This window comes from Streptomyces sp. NPDC029159, assembly GCF_055564055.1.
The window spans coordinates 1-18,033 of sequence record NZ_JBVHWT010000014.1 but is presented as its reverse complement, the minus strand read 5'-3'; the positions used below and the strand labels follow the sequence as shown (position 1 = coordinate 18,033).

The following is an 18,033-nucleotide window of genomic DNA, read 5'->3' as shown; positions in this document are numbered from 1 at the left end:
ACCCGAAGTCTTAGCGTGCGGACATGGCTGATCACATCTCTGTGGCGGTGCTCGGCACCGGCATCATGGGCACGGCGATGGCCCGCAACCTCGCCCGCGCCGGATACGACGTCCGCGCCTGGAACCGCACCCGCGCCCGGGCCGAACCCCTCACCGCCGACGGCGTCCGCGTCACCGACACCCCGGCCGAGGCCGTCGACGGCGCGGACACCGTCCTCACCATGCTCCTCGACGGCCCCGCCGTCCTCCACGCGATGACGGCGGCGGCCCCGCACCTCGCCCGCGGCACCCTCTGGCTCCAGATGAGCACCGTCGGCATCGAGGGCACCGCCCCGCTCGCGGACGTCGCCGCCGCCCACGGCCTCCGCTACGTCGACGCCCCCGTCCTGGGCACCAAGGCCCCCGCGGAACAGGGCCAACTGACCGTCCTGGCCGCCGGACCCACCGACGTCCGCGAGCAGGCCGCCGCCGTCTTCGACGTCATCGGACGCACCACCCGCTGGGTCGGCGACGACGGCAGCGACGGCCGCGCCAGCCGCCTCAAACTCGTCCTCAACAGCTGGGTGCTGACCGTCATCAACGGCGTCGGCGAGGCCGTCGCGCTCGCCGAAGGGCTCGGCGTCGACCCGCGCGACTTCCTCGCCGCCGTCGACGGCGGCCCGCTCGACCTGCCCTATCTGCGGATGAAGGCCGAGGCGATCCTCTCCGGCGACCTCCGGCCCAGCTTCACCGTCTCCGCGGCCCGCAAGGACGCCCGGCTCATCGCCGAGGCGGCCGCGGCCTCCGGCGTCCGCACCGACCTCGCCGCGGCCGCCGCCGAACGGCTGCGCCGGGCGGAGGAACAGGGCCACGGCGACGAGGACGCGGCCGCCGCCTACCACGCCTCGTTCGGCGACTGACCGGGCCGCACACGCCGAAGGCCCGCCCGGTCGTGGTGACCGGGCGGGCCCTCGTACGTCAGGGGTGCGTTCAGACGGTGCGGAACGCCAGCACGACGTTGTGACCGCCGAAGCCGAACGAGTCGTTCAGCGCCGCGATGCGGCCCTCGGCGGGCAGCTTGCGGGGCTCGTCGCGGATGATGTCGACGTCGATCTCGGGGTCGAGGTTCTCGACGTTGATCGTCGGCGGGGCCACCCGGTGGTACACCGACAGGATCGACGCGACCGACTCGATGCCGCCGGCGCCACCCAGGAGGTGACCGGTCATCGACTTGGTGCTGGCGACGGCGATGTGGTCGGTGTCGTCACCGAAGACCTTGCGCAGCGCCTTCAGCTCGGCGAGGTCACCCTGCGGCGTCGAGGTCGCGTGCGCGTTGACGTGCACGACCTCGGACGGATCCAGGTCGCTGTTGTCGAGCAGGCTCTGCAGCGCGTGCGCGATGCCGTTGCCGGACGGCTCGGGCTGCACGATGTCGTGGCTGTCGGCGGAGATGCCCTGGCCGACGGCCTCGGCGTAGACCCGCGCACCGCGCTTGGCGGCGTGCTCCGCGGACTCCAGCACGATCACACCGGCGCCCTCACCGAGGACGAAACCGTTGCGCGCGGAGTCGAAGGGGCGGGAGGCGCCCTGCGGGTCGTCGTTCGACTTGGACATCGCCATCATGTTGCCGAACGCGGCGATCGGCAGCGGGTGGATCGCCGCCTCCGTACCGCCCGCGACCACGATGTCCGCACGGCCGGTGCGGATCATCTCGATGGCGTAGCCGATCGCCTCGGAGCCGGACGCGCAGGCGCTGACGGGGGTGTGCACACCCGCGCGGGCGTTGACGTCCAGGCCGACGTTGGCGGACGGGCCGTTCGGCATCAGCATCGGCACGGTGTGCGGGGAGACGCGGCGAACGCCCTTCTCCTTCAGTACGTCGTACTGACCGAGCAGGGTCGTCACGCCGCCGATGCCGGAGGCGATGACGGTGCCGAGCCGGTCGGGGTCGACCGAGGTGTCCTCCCCCGCCTTACCGGTGAAACCGGCGTCGGCCCACGCCTCACGGGCCGCGATCAGCGCGAACTGCGCCGAGCGGTCCAGCTTGCGGGCCTGCGGCTTGGGGATGACCTCACCGGGGTCCACCGCCGCACGGGCGGCGATACGGACCGGGAGGTCGGCCGCCCAGTCCTCGTCCAGGGTGCCCACACCGGACCGGCCGGCGAGCAGGGCCTCCCAGGTCGAAGCGCTGTCGCCACCCAGCGGTGTGGTTGCGCCGATACCGGTGACGACCACGGTGCGATTGGTCGCGTTCACGGGAATTCTTACTCCACGGGTAGAGGGGTCTGAATACGGCGCCACCGCGGGGTGGCGACATGCGCAGAAGCTGGATCAGCTCTGGTGCTTGAGGATGTAATCGGTCGCGTCGCCGACGGTCTTGAGGTTCTTGACGTCGTCGTCGGGGATCTTCACGTCGAAGCGCTCTTCAGCGGCGACGACGACCTCGACCATGGACAGCGAGTCGACATCGAGGTCGTCGGTGAAGGACTTTTCCACCTTGACGTCCTCGGTGGGGATCCCGGCGATCTCGTTCACGATGTCGGCGAGACCGGCGACGATCTCTTCCTGGGTGGCAGCCACGGTGGCGCTCCTTGATGTTCTAGTGGTAACTGACGGGGTGAAGCTGGGCGCGCAGCGGCCGGCACATCGGGGGGACGGACGGCGCTGCGCAGATCTTGCTTAGGGGAGGGTAACGACCGTAGCGGCGTAAACGAGACCCGCCCCGAAGCCGATGACCAGCGCGGTGTCGCCGCTCTTGGCCTGACCGGTCGCCAACAGCCGCTCCATGGCGAGCGGGATGGAGGCGGCGGAGGTGTTGCCGGTGGTCTCCACGTCACGGGCGACCGTGACGCTCTCCGGCAGCTTCAGCGTCTTCACCATCGAGTCGATGATCCGCATATTCGCCTGGTGCGGAATGAAGACATCCAGGTCGTCCGGGCTGACTCCGGCCGCATCCAGCGCCTGCTGGGCGACCTTCGCCATCTCGAACACCGCCCACCGGAAGACCGCCTGGCCCTCCTGGGTGATGGCGGGGTAGCGGATGGCCTCGGGGGCCGTCCGCTCCTCGGGGCCGTCGCCACCGGGCACCGGCGTGGTGCGGTACGCGTCCCAGGCGATGGTCTGCTTGATCGTTTCCGCTTTGTCGCCCTCGGAGCCCCAGACGGTCGGGCCGATCGCGGGCTCCTTGCCGGGGCCGACGATGACCGCGCCCGCACCGTCACCGAACAGGAAGGCCGTCGCACGGTCCTCCAGGTCGGTGAGGTCCGACAGCCGCTCCACGCCGATGACCAGCACATACTCGGCGGAACCCTCGGTGACCATGCCCTTGGCGAGGGTCAGGCCGTAGCCGAAGCCCGCGCAGCCGGCCGAGATGTCGAACGCCGCGGGACGGCCCGCGCCGATACGGTGCGCGATCTCCGTCGCGATGGCCGGGGTCTGCTTGAAGTGCGAGACGGTGGAGACGATGACCGCGCCGATCTGCTCGGGCGTGATGCCCGCGTCGGCGATGGCCTTGCCCGCCGCCTCGATCGACATGACGGCGACGGTCTCCTCCGGGCTCGCCCAGTGCCGGGTGGCGATGCCCGACCGCGAGCGGATCCACTCGTCGGAGGAGTCGATGTGCTTGAGGATTTCCTCGTTCGGTACGACACGGGTCGGGCGGTAGCCGCCGACACCCATGATCCGGGCGTACTCGGCGCCCTTCGAGGGCTTGATCTTCGAGGTCATGCGCGGGCTCCTTCTTCGGCCGACGGGTCGGCGACCGGAGAGCTGTGCTCCGCGATCAGGGTGCGGGCCGCGTCGAGGTCGTCGGGGGTCTTGAGAGCGAGCGTCTTCACACCGGGCAGGGCGCGCTTGGCCAGGCCGACGAGCGTGCCGCCCGGCGCCGCCTCGATGAGCGCGGTGACGCCCAGCTCCTTGAACGTCTCCATGCACAGGTCCCAGCGCACCGGGTTCGCCACCTGGCCCACCAGACGCTGCACCAGCTCATCGCCGGTGGCGACGGCCCGGCCGTCCTTGTTGGAGACGTAGCGGGTGTGCGGGTCGGTGACGTCCAGCTCGCCGACCGCGGACTCCAGCGCCGCCACGGCGGGCGCCATGTGGTGGGTGTGGAACGCGCCGGCCACCTTCAGCGGGACGACCCGCCGGGTGCCCTCCGGCTTGTCCGCGACGAGGGCCGCGATCTGCTCGGCGGTGCCCGCCGCAACGATCTGACCGGCGCCGTTGACGTTCGCCGGGGTCAGCCCCAGCTTCTCCAGATGCGGCACGACGACGGACTCCTCGCCGCCGAGCAGTGCCGCCATGCCGGTCTCGGTGACGGCGGCGGCCTCGGCCATCGCCAGGCCACGCCGCCGGACCAGCTGCATCGCGGAGGTGTCGGTGAGCGTGCCGGTCAGCGCGGCGGCCGCCAGCTCGCCGACGCTGTGGCCGGCCGCGGCGCCGACGCGCGCGGTGAACTCCTCGGGCGTCGCGAACAGCTGCCGGGAGGAGATCAGTGCGGACGCCACCAGCAGCGGCTGCGCCACGGCGGTGTCGCGGATCTCGTCCGCGTCGGCGTTCGTGCCGTAGTGGATCAGGTCCAGGTCGATGGCGGCGGACCACTCACGGAGCCGGTCTTCGACACCGGGGAGGTCGAGCCAGGGGGTCAGGAAGCCGGGCGTCTGAGCGCCTTGGCCGGGAGCGACGAGTACGAGCACCCTCACACTCTCTCTTGTGGGAGGTCCCGCCCGCCCGTGGGGACAGGGACGAAGAACCATCGGGGGAATTGTTGGTGTCCGACAAAAGTCTAGAGCTGCGATTCTCCGCCAGCCAGACGCCCCAGGATCAGTGCGATACGCAGGGTGAAGGCCGAGCGGACATCGGACGGGGACCATCCGGTGACGTCCGTCACGCGTCGGAGCCGATAGCGCACGGTGTTCGGGTGCACGAACAGCATCCGCGCCGCACCCTCCAGGCTGCTGGCCTGCTCCAGATAGACGCTCAGTGTTTCCAGGAGCGCGGAGCCCGCCTCCTCCAGCGGCCTGTAGATCTCCTCCACCAACTGATCGCGCGCCACCGGGTCCGACGCCATCGCGCGCTCCGGCAGCAGATCGTCGGCGAGCACCGGCCGCGGTGCGTCGGGCCAGGCGGCGCAGGCCCGCAGACCGGCGGCGGCGGCCTGCGCCGAGCGCGTCGCGGCGAGCAGGTCGGCGACGACCGGACCGGCCACCACCGGGCCCGCGGCGTACGGCCCGATCAGCGCCTTCGCCGCCTTGAGCGGGTTGTCGGAGCCGCCGGCGATCACCACCAGGCGGCTGCCCAGGACGCCGGTCAGCACCTGGAGCTTGGCGTGCCGGGCGGCCCGGCGGATCGCCTCCACGGTCAGTTCGCTGTCGCCGTCGGGGGCGGTGCCCAGGACGACGCAGACGTGCTCGGGGGAGTTCCAGCCCAGGGCCGCGGCCCGGGAGATCGCGCCCTCGTCGGCCTCACCGGAGAGCACCGCGTTGACGACCAGCGACTCCAGCCGGGCGTCCCAGGCGCCACGCGCCTCGGCGGCCTGGGCGTAGACCTGCGCGGTGGCGAAGGCGATCTCGCGGGCGTAGACGAGCAGCGCCTCCCGCAGGACCGATTCGTCGCCGGGTGCCGCGACCTCGTCGATCGCCGACTCCATGACCTCGATGGTCGTCCGGACCATCTCCACGGTCTGGCGCAGCGTGATGGCCCGGGTCAGCTCGCGCGGTGCGGTGCCGAAGACGTCGGTGCTGATCGCCTGGGGGGTCTCGGGGTGCCGGAACCACTCGGTGAACGCGGCGATACCGGCCTGTGCCACCAGGCCGATCCAGGAGCGGTTCTCCGGTGGCATCGCGCGGTACCACGGCAACTGCGCGTCCATGCGCGCGATGGCTGCCGCGGCGAGTTTGCCGGACGACTGCTCCAGCCTGCGGAGGGTCGCCTGGTGCGGATGAGGGGCGCGCGATGCGGGTTCAGACACGGGACAAGACTGCCTTATCGGGTCGGGCGCGTGGCGCGGCGGGGCTACGGTGACTGCATGATTCAGGTGCATGCGGGCGCGGAACGCTATCGGGGCGGCGATCCGGAAGCCGGCATCGAGACGCTCCACGCGTTCTCCTTCGGCCCCCATTACGACCCCGCCAACCTGCGGTTCGGCGCACTGATCGCCTGCAACGAGGAGCGGCTCGCACCGGGCGCCGGATTCGACGAGCACCCGCACCGCGACACCGAGATCGTCACCTGGGTCGTCGAGGGCGAACTGACCCACCGCGACTCCACGGGACACGAGACGACGGTACGGCCGGGTGACCTGGCCCGGCTCACCGCCGCCGACGGCGTCCGGCACATCGAACGCAACGACGGCCCCGAACCGCTGCGCTTCGTCCAGATGTGGCTGGCCCCGACGGAGTTCGGCGGCACCCCCGCGTATGACGTGGTGCGCGGCCTCGCCGACCACGCCCCGTACGCCGTCCCGCGCGCGGGCGCGACGCTGCACATCCGCCGCCTCGCCCCGGGCGAAAGCGCCGGACTCCCGGCAGCGCCGCGGGTGTATGTGCAGGTGGTACGCGGTGAGATCCGGCTGGGCGAGGCCGTGCTGGCGGCCGGTGACGCCGCGCGGCTCACCGAGGAGAGCGACGCACGGCTGCGGGCGGCGGGGCCCGCGGAGTGCCTGATCTGGGAGATGGGGACGGAGCCGCGGTACGCGTGAGCCGCGGGGCGGGGGCGTTGCGGTGTGCATGAAGGGGCGGCGGTGTGCCACGGGCGCCCCTCGGCGCGGGGTGCGGCCCGGTCGGTGACGGGCTGGGCGATGGGCGGCCGGGACCTGCGGGGCCCGGCCGCCGGGTGTCAGGCGGAGTGCAGCTCGGCCAGGACCGCGTCGGTCAGCGGCGGCCAGACGTCGACGGCCCAGGGGCCGAAGGCACGGTCGGTGAGCGCGATACAGGCGGCGCCGGAGCCGCCCGCCTCCGGGTCCACCCACAGGAACGTCCCGGACTGACCGAAGTGGCCGAACGTCCGCGCCGACGACGAAGCACCCGTCCAGTGCGGCGACTTCCCGTCGCGGATCTCGAAGCCCAGCCCCCAGTCGTTGGGCTTCTGGTGACCGTAGCCGGGCAGTACGCCGGTGAGCCCGGGGAAGACCACGGAGGTCGCGGCGGCGACGGTCTCCGGCGCGAGCAGCCGCGGCGCCTGCAATTCGGCGGCGAAGCGGATCAGGTCGGCGACGGTCGAGACACCGTCCTTGGCAGGCGAACCGGCCAGCTCCGTCGCGTCCATCCCGAGCGGCTCCAGCACCGCCTCCCGCAGGTACTGGGGGAAGGGGATGTCGGTGGCCTTGGCGATGTGGTCGCCCAGCGCCTCGAAACCGGCGTTGGAGTAGATCCGCCGGGTTCCCGGGGCGGCCATGGTGCGCTGCTCGTCGAAGGCGAGACCGGAGGTGTGGGCGAGGAGGTGGCGCACGGTGGAGCCCTCGGGCCCGGCCGGTTCGTCCAGCTCGACCGCGCCCTCCTCGATCGCCACCAGCGCGGCATAGGCGGCCAGTGGCTTGGTCACCGAGGCCAGCGGGAAGCGGTGCTGCTGGGGCCCGCACGTCCCGGCGACACTGCCATCGGCTCGTACGACGGCGGCCGCAGCGGTCGGCACCGGCCAGTTCTCGATCATCCGCAGGCTCTGCATGGGACGAGCCTAAAGGCCGCCCGCCGGGTGGCCACAGGCCGGTCGGTACAAGGCTTCCGCCGCTCCGATGTCCTGGCTGGAGACGGACCGGGGGACCGGTCCCGCGCCCGGGAGCCGGGCCGGGGAACGCCCGGCCGGCTTCGGGGGCTTGCCAAATCCCGGTCAAGATCGGGCTTGCCTGGAGTGCACTCCAACTCTCTAGCGTTGAACGAGGTCGATGGGGGCGACAGTCGAACAGGGGAGACGCGGCATGACGGTGACGCAGAGCGAGCCGGTGATCGAGGAAACGGCGGCGGACGGCGGAGCGGTGTCCGTACAGCGGACGCCCGGCAGCCCGCAGTGGGCGGCACGCAGCTGCGCGCAGGAGGTGTTCCACCCGCGCCCGACCGGCCGGGACCGCTACTCGATCAGCGAGGTGGCGTCGTACACCGGGCTCAGCGCCCACACCCTGCGCTGGTACGAGCGGATCGGCCTGATGCCGCACGTCGACCGCAGCCACACCGGACAGCGGCGCTTCACCAACCGCGACCTGGACTGGCTGGGGCTGGTCGCCAAACTGCGGCTCACCGGGATGCCGGTAGCCGACATGGTGCGCTACGCCGAACTCGCCAAGGGCGGCGACGCGACCTTCGCCGAGCGGGAAGAGCTGCTGACCGCACACCGCGAGGACGTACGGCACCGCATCGCGGAGCTGCAGGACACGCTCGCCGTACTCGACTACAAGATCGATATCTATGCCGACGCCCGACGCCGGGCGTCCGAGAGGGGCTGACCCGACATGGGGAGCGAGAAGATCGACACCGTGGAGCTGGGCACCGGCGGACCCCGCGTCGGAGTCCAGGGCCTGGGCTGCATGGGCATGAGCTTCGCCTACGGCCCGACCGACGCCGACGCCGCACGGGAGACGTTGGAGCGCGCCCTGGAACTGGGCGTGACCCTCTACGACACCGCCGACTTCTACGGCAGCGGTGAGAACGAGGAGTTCATCGGGCCCTTCATCCGCAACCACCGCGACGAGGTCGTGATCGCCACCAAGTTCGCGCTCTCCTTCGACCCCGCCGATCCGCACAAGCGCGCCATCCGCAACGACCGCCCGTACATACGGCAGGCCGTCGAGGGCAGCCTGCGGCGCCTCGGTGTGGACACGATCGACCTTTACTACATGCACCGCCGTGACACCGCCGTTCCGATCGAGGAATCCGTCGGCGCGATGGCCGAGTTGGTTGCCGAGGGCAAGGTCAAGCACCTGGGGCTCAGCGAGGTGACCGCCTCCGAACTGCGGGCCGCCCAGGACGTGCACCCGATCTCCGCGATCCAGTCCGAGTGGTCGCTCTTCAGCCGTGACGTGGAGAACGGCGTGGTCGCTGCCGCCGCTGAGCTGGGCGTGGGCTTCGTGCCGTACTCGCCGCTCGGCCGGGGGTTCCTGACCGGCTCCTTCGTCAGCGCGGAGAAGGAGCTGGGCCAGGACGACTTCCGCCGCCAGCAGCCGCGCTTCACCGGCGACAACGCCGCGGCCAACGCCGCACTGCTGGAGCCCGTCCGCTCCCTCGCCGCCGCGCATGGTGCGACGCTCGGACAGATCGCGCTGGCCTGGGTCCAGCAGCGGGCCGAGGCGCACGGCCTCAGCGTGGTGCCGATCCCCGGCACCCGCAGGCCCTCCCGTATCGAGGAGAACACCGCCGCCACCCGCATCCGGCTCACGGCGGAGGAGCTGGCGCTGCTGGAGCCCATCGCGGGCAAGGTCGCGGGAGACCGGTACGCGGACATGACATTCACCTCTGCCGGACGGGAGTGACGGACGGGAACGGGGGAGGGGAGCCTCCGCCGTAGGGACGGGGCCCCTCGCCCGGTGGGGCGTCGCCGAGCGGGCCACCGGGCCGGGACGGCCGGTGGCCCGCACCCGAACCGGCCGTTGACCGGCGCCGGTTCAGGTGACGACCGAGTAGTGGCCGAGCGTGATGGCGGCGAAGTTGCGCAGAGAGTCGGTGCCCGGGGCGAGATAGCCGGTGTGGCCTTCGGCCCGTATCGCGGAGACCCGCCGCGCGCCGAACGCCGGATCGGTGGGGTCCTCTCCGTGCCCCAGCCCCAGGACGTCGACGTGCGGGACGTTGCCTATCCAGTCCGTGGCGTCCCGCGCGGCCCACACCCGGGCGTAGCCGTCCACCTCGGCGGCGGAGGGGCGGCGCATACCGGGGGAGCCGAAGACGATCAGATCCCTCGCGGTGTGGCCCAGGACCGGCCCGGCCAGACCGCAGACGACCGAGCCGTAGCTGTGGCACAGCAGCGCCGGTGCAGGGGCGCCCACCGCGGCCAGCCCGGACAGGAGGCGCACCAGCCGGGGCGCACCGGCCTCGGCGAGCCGCCCGGTCGCGGCATCCGGCCCCAGACCGACCGGGGTGGTGTACCCCGTCCAGGCGATCACGGCCGTCCGGACCCCGGGGGCGTCGGCGGCCATCCGGGCGCGCAGGGATATCGCCATCCCGGTCGGCGTGCCGTACGGGTCGCGGCCGCGGTCGAAGGTGGCCAGGTCGATGTCGGAGCCGGGCACGACCACGGCGGTGCGCTCCGCTCGCGTCAGATCGCCGTGCACCTCCGCTATCTGACCGCGACCGCGCGGGTCGAAGGCGAGGACCTGCCGTCCGGGCGCGAGCAGTTCGGCGTAACGGTCGGCCGCCCGGCGTGCCGCCCGATGGTCCTCCAGGGTGCCGCCGGGATCGGTGGACAGTGCCAGCTGCCGGTCCCGCTCGGCCTTCAGCGCAAGGGAGTTGGCCTGGTACCGCAGGGGGATCGGGGCGCCGTCGAGGTTGCCGGCGGTCAACGGGTGCCGCACCGTGAGGAGGTGCCGCTGAGTGGCGGTCAGCCCATGGAAGAAGCGGGCCACCTCGGCCGGGGAGGCCGTCGCCGGGTCCGGCAGACGGATGCCCAGGGAGTGGTCCGCGCGCCAGGCGGCGGCGCCCGGTGCGGGGCCGGTCACGGCGGTCTCCGCGGAGCCCGCGGCCCAGCCGCCCGTGCCTGCGGCGACGAGCGCGACGAGCGCCGCGGTGATCAGCGCGCGTCGGCCGCGTCGGCCGGCGGCTCGGAACAGTGCCATGGTGTCTCCTTCGTGCGGTGGTGCGACGGAAGGAAACGTAGAAAGACGTCGGGTGGTACGGCGTCACCCCTCGGAGCCAACTCCCGCGTGATACCGCAGTAGGGGGTAGGGCGCCGGGTCCCACCTGAGTACCACTCGTGCACTCTGCGGCGAGGGAACGGCGGTTGACCTGCGGCATGGCAGGGCGGCGGCCGGCCGGGCGGGGCCTCCCGAGCCGCGCATCGCCCGCCTCAGCGTTCGCCCGGCGTGACCAGCCCCGACTCGTACGCGAAGATGACCGCCTGTGCCCGGTCACGCAGCTCCAACTTGGCCAGTACGCGCCCGATATGGGTCTTCACGGTCTGTTCGGCGAGGACCAGTGCGTCCGCGATCTCCTGGTTGGAGAGGCCCCGGGCGATCAGCTTCAGCACCTCCGTCTCCCGTGGGGTGAGGCCGTTGAGCCGCAGTGCGGTGGCGTCCTTGCGGGGGGCCGGGCCCTGGCGTGCGAAGTCCGCGATCAGCCGACGGGTCACGGACGGGGCGAGCAGGGCCTCACCTGCGGCGACGATCCGGACCGCGGCGATGAGATCGGCGGGCGGGGCGTCCTTGAGGAGGAACCCCGAGGCGCCGGCGCGCAGCGCCTCGTAGACGTAGTCGTCGACGTCGAAGGTGGTCAGCATCAGCACCTTCGGGCGGTGGGTGACGCCGGGTGGTGGGGCGAGCAGCTGCCGCGCCGCCTCCAGGCCGTCCATCTGCGGCATCCGCACATCCATCAGCACCACATCCGGGTGTGTCCGGCGGCTCAGCTCGACGCCCTGGGCGCCGTCCGGGGCATCGCCGACCACGTCGATGTCGCTCTGCGCGGCGAGCAGCGCGGCGAAGCCTGCCCGCACCATGGCCTGGTCATCGACGATGATCACTCGTGTGGTCATGGGGAGTCGGTGTCCTTGTCGATCAGAAAGGGCAGGGGCAGGGGGAGCTGGGCGGCGATCATGAAGCCGCCGTCCGGCAGTGGCCCGGTGGACAGGCGGCCCTTCACCAGCCGCACCCGCTCGCGCATCCCCACGAGGCCGTGCCCGGTGCCCGAGGTCTCCCACGCGGTGGACGGGGTCGGCGGCGGGCCGTTGAGGACCAGCACCGTCAGCACGGTGCCGTCCATGGAGCGCACCACCGACACCCGGGTGCGGGCCCCGGGGGCGTGCCGCACCACGTTGGCCAGGGCTTCCTGGACGATGCGGTAGGCCGAGAGGGCCACCGCGGGCTCCGGTGCCACCGGCTCGTCGGGAAGCGTCAACTCGACCGGCACACCTGCCCGTATGGTGGCCTCGACCAGACGCGGCAGCTCGTCCAGACCCGGCTGCGGGGCCTTCTCCGGACCTGTGTCCCGCTCCGCCTCCGCGCTGCGCAACACCCCCAGCAGCCGCCGCATCTCCGTCAGCGACTCCCGGGCCGTCGTCGCGATGGCGGCGAACTCCTCCTGAGCCTGCGGGGGTATGCCCTCGATGCGGTAGGGCGCGCTGTCGGCCTGGACGGTGATCACCGACATGTGGTGGGCGACCACGTCGTGCAGTTCGCGGGCGATCCGGGCCCGCTCCTCCAGCAGGGTGCGGCGGGCCCGCTCCGCCTCGCTGATCGTCTCCTGCTCCCGCAACTTCCGCCGGGCGTCGCCGCGTTCCCGCACCACGAGGCCGACCAGCAGCAACACGCCCGCCAGGACGAACATCAGCATCCAGGTGTTGTCGCTGCGGCGGGGCGTCAGCGGCTCCAGGAGGACGCCCACCACACCCGTCGTCGCCCAGACCGTGGCCAGGGTCCGGCGGCTCTCCCGCTGGGACAGCGGCACCATCAGCGCCAGATAGCCGATGATCGCCGTCGGCGGCCACGGCCAGGCTTGCGTCTGCGGGGACAGGGAGAGCAGCACCGCGCACAGCACATCGGCGCCGAAGATCACCCACCATGCCGACAGCGGCCGGACCACCGCCATCAGCAACGGCAGTGTCTGCGCCGCCCCGAAGAGCGCCGCCAGGGAGGCGTTCATGCCGTAGTTCTCGCCCAGATTGTGCCCGCCGACCGGCAACAGCACGGTGGTGAGGAGGACGGCGAGAACGTACGGGAGGCGGCGGACCCAGACGCTGCGGGCGGTGCCGAGCAGCGGTGTGCCGGGCCGGTCCCCCAGGCCGAGGAGCGCGGCCAGGCCCCGGCGGGCCGCGCGCAGGGTGGGCCCCCGGGCCGGTGCGCGCGCCGCGCCGGTGCCGGTCGGGGAAGGGGAAGCATCTCGGATCATCGCGCAGTCAATGTAAGCGGAGGGCGATGACCCGAACGTCATACCGGGGTGCGGAGCTGCACCCCTACCACGGTATGACCCGCGGAGTTCCGGTAGCCGTCCCGAGCAGCCGCTACAGCTCGGCGAGGAGTTCGGCCTTCTTCGCGCTGAACTCGCCGTCCGTCAGCAGCCCGGCACCGTGCAACTCGCCGAGCTGGCGGATCCGGTCGGCGATGTCGGCCGGATTCCGCCCGGTGTCCCCGACCCGGCGCACCGGCGCGCACGCCGCCGGCTCCGGGCCGGTCTGCGCCGTCCGGACCGCCGCCAGCACCGCCGCGGCGAACGGCAGCGACTCGTGGACGGGCCCGTACCCGAGGCCGAAGATCACGGCGGCCGGATCCTGGTCGGCCTCGCCGGGCGTCCCGTCCCGGGCGGTGCGCTCCAGGAGCCGCAGATGGCCGGTGACCAGCTCCGGAGAGCGCCACTCCACCCCGCTCAACTCGCCGACGCCGAAGCTCTGGTCGCCGCTCATCCACTTCGCGGACGACGCCCCCGTCCAGAACCAGCGGAACGTGACCGCGCTCCCGTCGAACGACGCCTTCCCGTCGTACGCCTTGAAGTGCAGCGGGCCCTCGGGCGGCGCGACCAGATGACGGTCGGCGGGCTCCCCGGCGCCCGGCCCCAGCAGGCGGCGCAGCGCGTCGGCGAAGTGCGCCGCCGGGGCCTCCTGCTCGGCGGGCAGCACCAGGCGGTAGGGGTCGGCGTCCTCCTTGAGCTGCCCGGCGGCCGCCTCCATCAGGGGGTCGGCGCCCGGCCTGGGCACGGCGTGGAGCACGACGGTGCCGCGTCTGCCCTCGGACAGCTCGACGGCGCTCAGCGCCTCGTACGGAATGCGTCGCTCGCCGAGCGCCTGGAACAGCTTCGGCCTGCGGATCCCCCGTTCGAAGCGGATGAGTACGGAGTCCGGGCCGAACTCCCAGACGGCGTGAAAACCGGCCAGCACATCACCCATGCGGCTCATCGTATGCGGCGGTTGCCCGCCCGTCCCCCTTATGGACACCTTGTACCTTCCGCGGCCGACGGCTCCCGGCCGCCGCGGCGGATCAGGCGAGCCCGGCGTCGCAGCGGACGTCGTCGGTCGCGCAGCGTACGTCCGAGAGCGCGCCCACACCGATCTTCGCGAAGTTGCGCAGACTCTCGGTGCCGGGCGTGAAGTACCCGGCGTGGCCGTCGGCGCCGGCTGCCGACAGCAGGCGGCTGCCGAACGCCGGGTCGACCGGGTCGGGGCCGTGGCCCAGCCCGCCGACCTCCAGGTACGGCACGTCCTGGATCCAGTCGTCGGAGTCCCGCATGGCCCACAGACGGGCCCGGGTGTCGAGCGCCGTTTTGTTGGCCGCGCGCATACCGGGGCTGCCCGCCACCGCGATGTCCCGCACGTTCGACGGCAGATCGCGCGCGGCCAGACCGCAGACCACCGAGCCGTAGCTGTGGCAGAACAGCGCGACGCTGTCGGCCGGGGGCAGCGCCCGGGCCAGCGCCCGCAGCCGGACGGCGCCCGCCTGGGCGAGCTGCCCGGTGGCGGCCTCCACCCCGAGACCGGCCGGGGCGGTGTAGTCGGCCCAGGCGATCACCGCGGTCCGGGTGCCCGGCCGGGCGGCACGTTCGGCGCCGTAGAGCGCATCGGCCATGCCCACGGGGGCGCTGGTGGCGCGGTTGGTGCGTTCGAAATTCGTCAGGTTGGTGTCCACCCCGGGGACGACCACGGAGACCCGGCGGGCCGTGTCGAGGTCGCCGAAGACCTCCGCGGCGCGGCCGCCGCCCGCCGGGTCGAACGCCAGGATCTGGCGGCCCTTGGCGGCCATCGACTCGAAGCGGTGCATCAGACGGCCCGCGTCCTGACGGCCCAGAGGCGTGAGGCGGCGGTCGGTGGAGCGCCGCTCCTCGATGGCGCGCGCCTGGTCGAGCGCGGTGTGGTTGGCGCGGTAGCGCAGGTCCACCGGCGCACCGTTCATATTGCCGACGACCAGCGGATACCGGTCGGCGAGCTCACGGCGACCGGCGCGGTCCAGGGAGGCGAAGAAGGCGCGGAGCCGGTTCGGTGCGGCGTCCGGGTCGGGCAGCCGGTCGCCGCGGAAGGTGGCGTGCCGCCAGTCGGCCTCCGCGGTGGCCAGCGGGTTGGCGTCGTCCTGGTGACCTCTGATCGCGGTCCACCCCGTGAGGGTGAGCATGACGAACACCACCGCCAGGGCGAGTGCCGCACGCCAGGCGGTGGACTGCAGGAATCCGAAGGAACCGAAGGAGGGGCCGAGCCCAGAGAAAGAAGTCACCGCGGGCCACCCTAGGAGACGCGGCAGCATGCCTGCTTCACGGGTGAGTCATGTCACGTTTCACGGCGGGTAATTCGAACAATCTGGACGCCCGGAGCTGCGCGTTCGCGCTCAGCGGTGCGGCGCCGGACTCATCCGGAACCACGGCGTCACGCCCTGCCGATACCGGGTGACGCCGTGTCCCGGAGCGGCGCCGCCCGGCGCGCGGGAGCGCCGTACGCGCCGGGGGCGCGTCACCGCACCGCGCGCCAGTTGTCGGCGAGGACGGGCCCGAGGTGATCGAGGTACGAGTGGGTCAGCTCGCGGAGCGACGTCACGGTGAAGTCGTCGCCCTCGCTCCACGCCTTCCCGGCGGCGCGCATCACCCCGTTGAACGCCCCGACGAGCACCCGGGGGCGTGGGTCCCGGTCCGCGTCGAGCTCCTCCCGCCGGGCGATGAGCCGGGCGATCCCCTCCTCCAGGTCGCAGGAGCGCCGCAGGTGGGCGGCGATCAGCGCGGGGGTCGACTCGATCATCCGGTAGGTGCGCATGTACAGCTCCACCGGGACCATCGGCTCGATCGAGGCGGCGATGTCGTCCCAGGCGGCCATCAGCGAACTGCGCAGCGCGGTCAGCGGTGCCTCGTCGGCGGGCCGGTGGCTCAGCTCCTCCAGGAAGCGCGCCTCGACCATCTCCTGGACGGCGAAGGTGACCTCTTCCTTGTTGCTGAAGTACCGGAAGAAGGTGCGCTGCGAGACGTCGACGGCGGCGGCGATCTCGTCGACGGTCGTCGCCTCGTACCCCTGGGCCGTGAACAGCTCCAGTGCGGCGCGTATCAGGGCGTCCCGGGTGCGTTGCTTCTTGCGGGCGCGCAGCCCGCACAGAGCCGATTCGCGCGGCGTCGAGAGGGTCATGCTGCGCCGCCTTTCCAAGGTGTTCTCGCTGCTCAGGATAGCTGTGAGCGAAATGACAGTTACCGACTCATGAATTGCTTTGTCAACTGTCAGTGGCTGACATTAGTGTCTCCGAATATGAGTTCCCAGACCCCGGTTGCCCAGAGCGCGCCGGAACTTCCCGTACCGGAGCCCCGTAAGGGATTGCGCGGCCATCCGTGGCTGACCCTCTTCTCCGTCGCGATCGGCGTCATGATGGTCGCCCTCGACGGCACGATCGTGGCGATCGCCAACCCGGCCATCAAGCAGGATCTGAACGCCTCGCTGGCCGATGTGCAGTGGATCACCAACGGCTACATGCTCGCGCTGGCCATCGCGCTGATCACCGCCGGAAAGCTCGGTGACCGCTTCGGCCACCGTCAGACGTTCCTGATAGGCATCGTCGGCTTCGCCGCCGCCTCCGGGGCCATCGGCTTCTCCAAGGAAGTCGCCTTCGTCATCGTCTTCCGCGTGCTCCAGGGCCTGTTCGGCGCACTGCTGATGCCCGCGGCGCTCGGTCTGCTGCGTGCGACCTTCCCCGCCGAGAAGCTCAACATGGCGATCGGCATCTGGGGCATGGTCATCGGCGCCTCCACCGCCGGTGGCCCGATCGTCGGCGGTCTGCTCGTCGAGCACGTCAGCTGGCAGTCGGTGTTCTTCATCAACGTCCCGGTGGGCGTGCTGGCGCTCGTCCTGGGCCTGGTGATCCTCAAGGACCACCGTGCGGCCAACGCCCCGCGGTCGTTCGACATACCCGGCATCGCGCTGCTCTCCGGCGCGATGTTCTGCCTCATATGGCCGCTGATCAAGGCGTCCGAGTGGGGCTGGGGCTCGATGCAGACCTGGGGCTTCCTGATCGGCTCCCTGGTGCTCTTCGCCCTCTTCGCGCTCCTGGAGACGAAGGTGCGCGAGCCGCTCATCCCGCTGCGGATGTTCCGCTCCGTGCCGCTCACCGCGGGCACGGTCCTGATGGTCCTGATGGCCTTCGCGTTCATGGGCGGCCTCTTCTTTGTGACGTTCTACCTCCAGAACGTCCATGGCATGAGCCCGGTCGACAGCGGTCTGCACCTCCTGCCGCTCACCGGCATGATGATCGTCGGCTCGCCGCTGGCCGGCGCCCTGATCACCAAGCTCGGCCCGCGCATCCCGCTGGTCGGCGGCATGGTGCTGACCGCCGTCGCGATGTACGGCATGTCCGGCCTGGACACCGGGACCGGCACGGTGACGATGTCGGTCTGGTTCGCCCTGCTCGGTCTGGGCCTCGCCCCGGTCATGGTCGGCGCCACCGAGGTCATCGTCGGCAACGCCCCGCTGGAGCTGTCCGGCGTGGCCGGCGGTCTCCAGCAGGCCGCGATGCAGGTCGGCGGCAGCCTCGGCACCGCCGTCCTGGGCGCGGTGATGGCGTCCCGCGTCGAGAACGACCTGCCGGGCAACTGGAAGGACGCGGGGCTGCCCCCGGTCGGCTCCCAGCAGCTGTCGCAGGCGTCCGACGCGGTCTCGGCGGGCTTCGCGCCGGTGCCGCCGAACACCCCGCCGGCGATCGGCCAGAAGATCGTCGCGGTCGCCCACGACACCTTCATCTCCGGCATGGGCCTCGCCTTCACCGTGGCCTGCGGTGTCGCCGTGGTCGCCGCCGTGGTCGCGCTCTTCACCAAGCGCGGTGCGAACGCGGAGGCGGGCGCGGGCGTCGGCCACATCTGAGCCACCCGCATCCCTGACGGCGGGGGGGGGGGGGGGGGGGGGGGGGGGGGGGGGGGGGGGGGGGGGGGGGGGGGGGGGGGGGGGGGGGGGGGGGGGGGGTGCAGGATTTGTGTTATCCCC

17 protein-coding genes are annotated in these 18,033 nt (G+C 72.1%); 5 read left to right on the top strand and 12 right to left on the bottom strand.

Annotated features, from left to right (window positions below; genetic code table 11):
* Nucleotides 1-23 precede the first annotated feature (23 nt).
* On the top strand, nt 24-899 hold the full coding sequence (locus ACZ4U4_RS24185) for an NAD(P)-dependent oxidoreductase (protein WP_467877990.1): 876 nt from the start codon (nt 24-26) through the stop codon (nt 897-899).
* A 70-nt stretch (nt 900-969) separates the two neighbouring features.
* On the opposite strand, the gene ACZ4U4_RS24180 is transcribed toward ACZ4U4_RS24185, so the two are convergent.
* The 5 genes from ACZ4U4_RS24180 to ACZ4U4_RS24160 all read right to left on the bottom strand — a co-directional run bounded on the left by ACZ4U4_RS24180 (nt 970) and on the right by ACZ4U4_RS24160 (nt 5,947).
* Nucleotides 970-2,235 (bottom strand): beta-ketoacyl-[acyl-carrier-protein] synthase family protein, encoded by a 1,266-nt coding sequence (locus tag ACZ4U4_RS24180; protein WP_467877989.1) that lies wholly within the window; start codon nt 2,233-2,235, stop codon nt 970-972.
* A 75-nt stretch (nt 2,236-2,310) separates the two neighbouring features.
* Nucleotides 2,311-2,559: an acyl carrier protein gene (locus ACZ4U4_RS24175; protein ID WP_467877988.1), complete on the bottom strand. Its 249-nt coding sequence runs from the start codon at nt 2,557-2,559 to the stop codon at nt 2,311-2,313.
* A 99-nt stretch (nt 2,560-2,658) separates the two neighbouring features.
* Entirely contained in the window at nt 2,659-3,705 is a 1,047-nt protein-coding gene (locus ACZ4U4_RS24170) for a beta-ketoacyl-ACP synthase 3 (protein WP_467877986.1), read from the bottom strand.
* Entirely contained in the window at nt 3,702-4,673 is a 972-nt protein-coding gene (locus tag ACZ4U4_RS24165; RefSeq protein WP_467877983.1) for an ACP S-malonyltransferase, read from the bottom strand. Before ACZ4U4_RS24165 ends, ACZ4U4_RS24170 begins: the two co-directional genes overlap by 4 nt.
* An 89-nt stretch (nt 4,674-4,762) precedes the next feature.
* Complete coding sequence (locus ACZ4U4_RS24160) at nt 4,763-5,947, bottom strand: PucR family transcriptional regulator (RefSeq protein WP_467877980.1); 1,185 nt, start codon at nt 5,945-5,947, stop codon at nt 4,763-4,765.
* A 57-nt stretch (nt 5,948-6,004) separates the two neighbouring features.
* On the opposite strand from ACZ4U4_RS24160, the gene ACZ4U4_RS24155 reads away from it, so the two are divergent.
* Nucleotides 6,005-6,676, top strand: a complete 672-nt coding sequence (locus ACZ4U4_RS24155) for a pirin family protein (protein WP_467877978.1) — start codon at nt 6,005-6,007, stop codon at nt 6,674-6,676.
* Between the two features lie 137 nt (nt 6,677-6,813).
* On the opposite strand, the gene ACZ4U4_RS24150 is transcribed toward ACZ4U4_RS24155, so the two are convergent.
* Nucleotides 6,814-7,641 carry a serine hydrolase domain-containing protein gene (locus ACZ4U4_RS24150; RefSeq protein ID WP_467877976.1) on the bottom strand — a complete coding sequence of 276 codons (828 nt, stop codon included), beginning with the start codon at nt 7,639-7,641 and terminating at the stop codon, nt 6,814-6,816.
* Nucleotides 7,642-7,891: 250 nt separating this feature from the next.
* Between ACZ4U4_RS24150 and ACZ4U4_RS24145 the strand changes: the two genes are divergently transcribed.
* Nucleotides 7,892-8,413 (top strand): MerR family transcriptional regulator, encoded by a 522-nt coding sequence (locus ACZ4U4_RS24145; RefSeq protein ID WP_467877973.1) that lies wholly within the window; start codon nt 7,892-7,894, stop codon nt 8,411-8,413.
* Nucleotides 8,414-8,419: 6 nt separating this feature from the next.
* The gene (locus tag ACZ4U4_RS24140) at nt 8,420-9,436 is read left to right on the top strand and encodes an aldo/keto reductase (RefSeq protein ID WP_467877970.1); all 1,017 of its coding nucleotides are present in this window, start codon (nt 8,420-8,422) and stop codon (nt 9,434-9,436) included.
* Nucleotides 9,437-9,568: 132 nt separating this feature from the next.
* On the opposite strand, the gene ACZ4U4_RS24135 is transcribed toward ACZ4U4_RS24140, so the two are convergent.
* The 6 genes from ACZ4U4_RS24135 to ACZ4U4_RS24110 all read right to left on the bottom strand — a co-directional run bounded on the left by ACZ4U4_RS24135 (nt 9,569) and on the right by ACZ4U4_RS24110 (nt 16,194).
* Complete coding sequence (locus tag ACZ4U4_RS24135; RefSeq protein ID WP_467877967.1) at nt 9,569-10,732, bottom strand: alpha/beta hydrolase; 1,164 nt, start codon at nt 10,730-10,732, stop codon at nt 9,569-9,571.
* 230 nt (nt 10,733-10,962) lie between these two features.
* Entirely contained in the window at nt 10,963-11,643 is a 681-nt protein-coding gene (locus ACZ4U4_RS24130) for a response regulator (RefSeq protein WP_467877964.1), read from the bottom strand.
* Nucleotides 11,640-12,995, bottom strand: a complete 1,356-nt coding sequence (locus tag ACZ4U4_RS24125) for a sensor histidine kinase (RefSeq protein ID WP_467877962.1) — start codon at nt 12,993-12,995, stop codon at nt 11,640-11,642. The genes ACZ4U4_RS24130 and ACZ4U4_RS24125 overlap by 4 nt, the downstream gene beginning before the upstream one ends.
* 112 nt (nt 12,996-13,107) lie before the next feature.
* Entirely contained in the window at nt 13,108-13,986 is an 879-nt protein-coding gene (locus ACZ4U4_RS24120) for a DUF4429 domain-containing protein (protein ID WP_467877959.1), read from the bottom strand.
* 91 nt (nt 13,987-14,077) lie between these two features.
* On the bottom strand, nt 14,078-15,301 hold the full coding sequence (locus tag ACZ4U4_RS24115; RefSeq protein WP_467877957.1) for an alpha/beta hydrolase: 1,224 nt from the start codon (nt 15,299-15,301) through the stop codon (nt 14,078-14,080).
* 233 nt (nt 15,302-15,534) lie between these two features.
* On the bottom strand, nt 15,535-16,194 hold the full coding sequence (locus ACZ4U4_RS24110) for a TetR family transcriptional regulator (RefSeq protein WP_467877955.1): 660 nt from the start codon (nt 16,192-16,194) through the stop codon (nt 15,535-15,537).
* A 117-nt stretch (nt 16,195-16,311) separates the two neighbouring features.
* Between ACZ4U4_RS24110 and ACZ4U4_RS24105 the strand changes: the two genes are divergently transcribed.
* Entirely contained in the window at nt 16,312-17,913 is a 1,602-nt protein-coding gene (locus tag ACZ4U4_RS24105) for an MFS transporter (RefSeq protein ID WP_467877953.1), read from the top strand.
* The last annotated feature ends 120 nt before the right edge of the window (nt 17,914-18,033 follow it).

What these genes read in the sequence shown, in the direction of transcription:
- ACZ4U4_RS24185 (WP_467877990.1), top strand. Translation starts at nt 24, where the DNA reads ATGGCTGATCACATCTCTGTGGCGGTGCTCGGCACCGGCATCATGGGC.
- ACZ4U4_RS24150 (WP_467877976.1), bottom strand. Translation starts at nt 7,641, where the DNA reads ATGCAGAGCCTGCGGATGATCGAGAACTGGCCGGTGCCGACCGCTGCG.
- ACZ4U4_RS24135 (WP_467877967.1), bottom strand. Translation starts at nt 10,732, where the DNA reads ATGGCACTGTTCCGAGCCGCCGGCCGACGCGGCCGACGCGCGCTGATC.
- ACZ4U4_RS24125 (WP_467877962.1), bottom strand. Translation starts at nt 12,995, where the DNA reads ATGATCCGAGATGCTTCCCCTTCCCCGACCGGCACCGGCGCGGCGCGC.
- ACZ4U4_RS24110 (WP_467877955.1), bottom strand. Translation starts at nt 16,194, where the DNA reads ATGACCCTCTCGACGCCGCGCGAATCGGCTCTGTGCGGGCTGCGCGCC.
- ACZ4U4_RS24140 (WP_467877970.1), top strand. Translation starts at nt 8,420, where the DNA reads ATGGGGAGCGAGAAGATCGACACCGTGGAGCTGGGCACCGGCGGACCC.
- ACZ4U4_RS24155 (WP_467877978.1), top strand. Translation starts at nt 6,005, where the DNA reads ATGATTCAGGTGCATGCGGGCGCGGAACGCTATCGGGGCGGCGATCCG.
- ACZ4U4_RS24145 (WP_467877973.1), top strand. Translation starts at nt 7,892, where the DNA reads ATGACGGTGACGCAGAGCGAGCCGGTGATCGAGGAAACGGCGGCGGAC.
- ACZ4U4_RS24130 (WP_467877964.1), bottom strand. Translation starts at nt 11,643, where the DNA reads ATGACCACACGAGTGATCATCGTCGATGACCAGGCCATGGTGCGGGCA.
- ACZ4U4_RS24170 (WP_467877986.1), bottom strand. Translation starts at nt 3,705, where the DNA reads ATGACCTCGAAGATCAAGCCCTCGAAGGGCGCCGAGTACGCCCGGATC.
- ACZ4U4_RS24105 (WP_467877953.1), top strand. Translation starts at nt 16,312, where the DNA reads ATGAGTTCCCAGACCCCGGTTGCCCAGAGCGCGCCGGAACTTCCCGTA.
- ACZ4U4_RS24120 (WP_467877959.1), bottom strand. Translation starts at nt 13,986, where the DNA reads ATGGGTGATGTGCTGGCCGGTTTTCACGCCGTCTGGGAGTTCGGCCCG.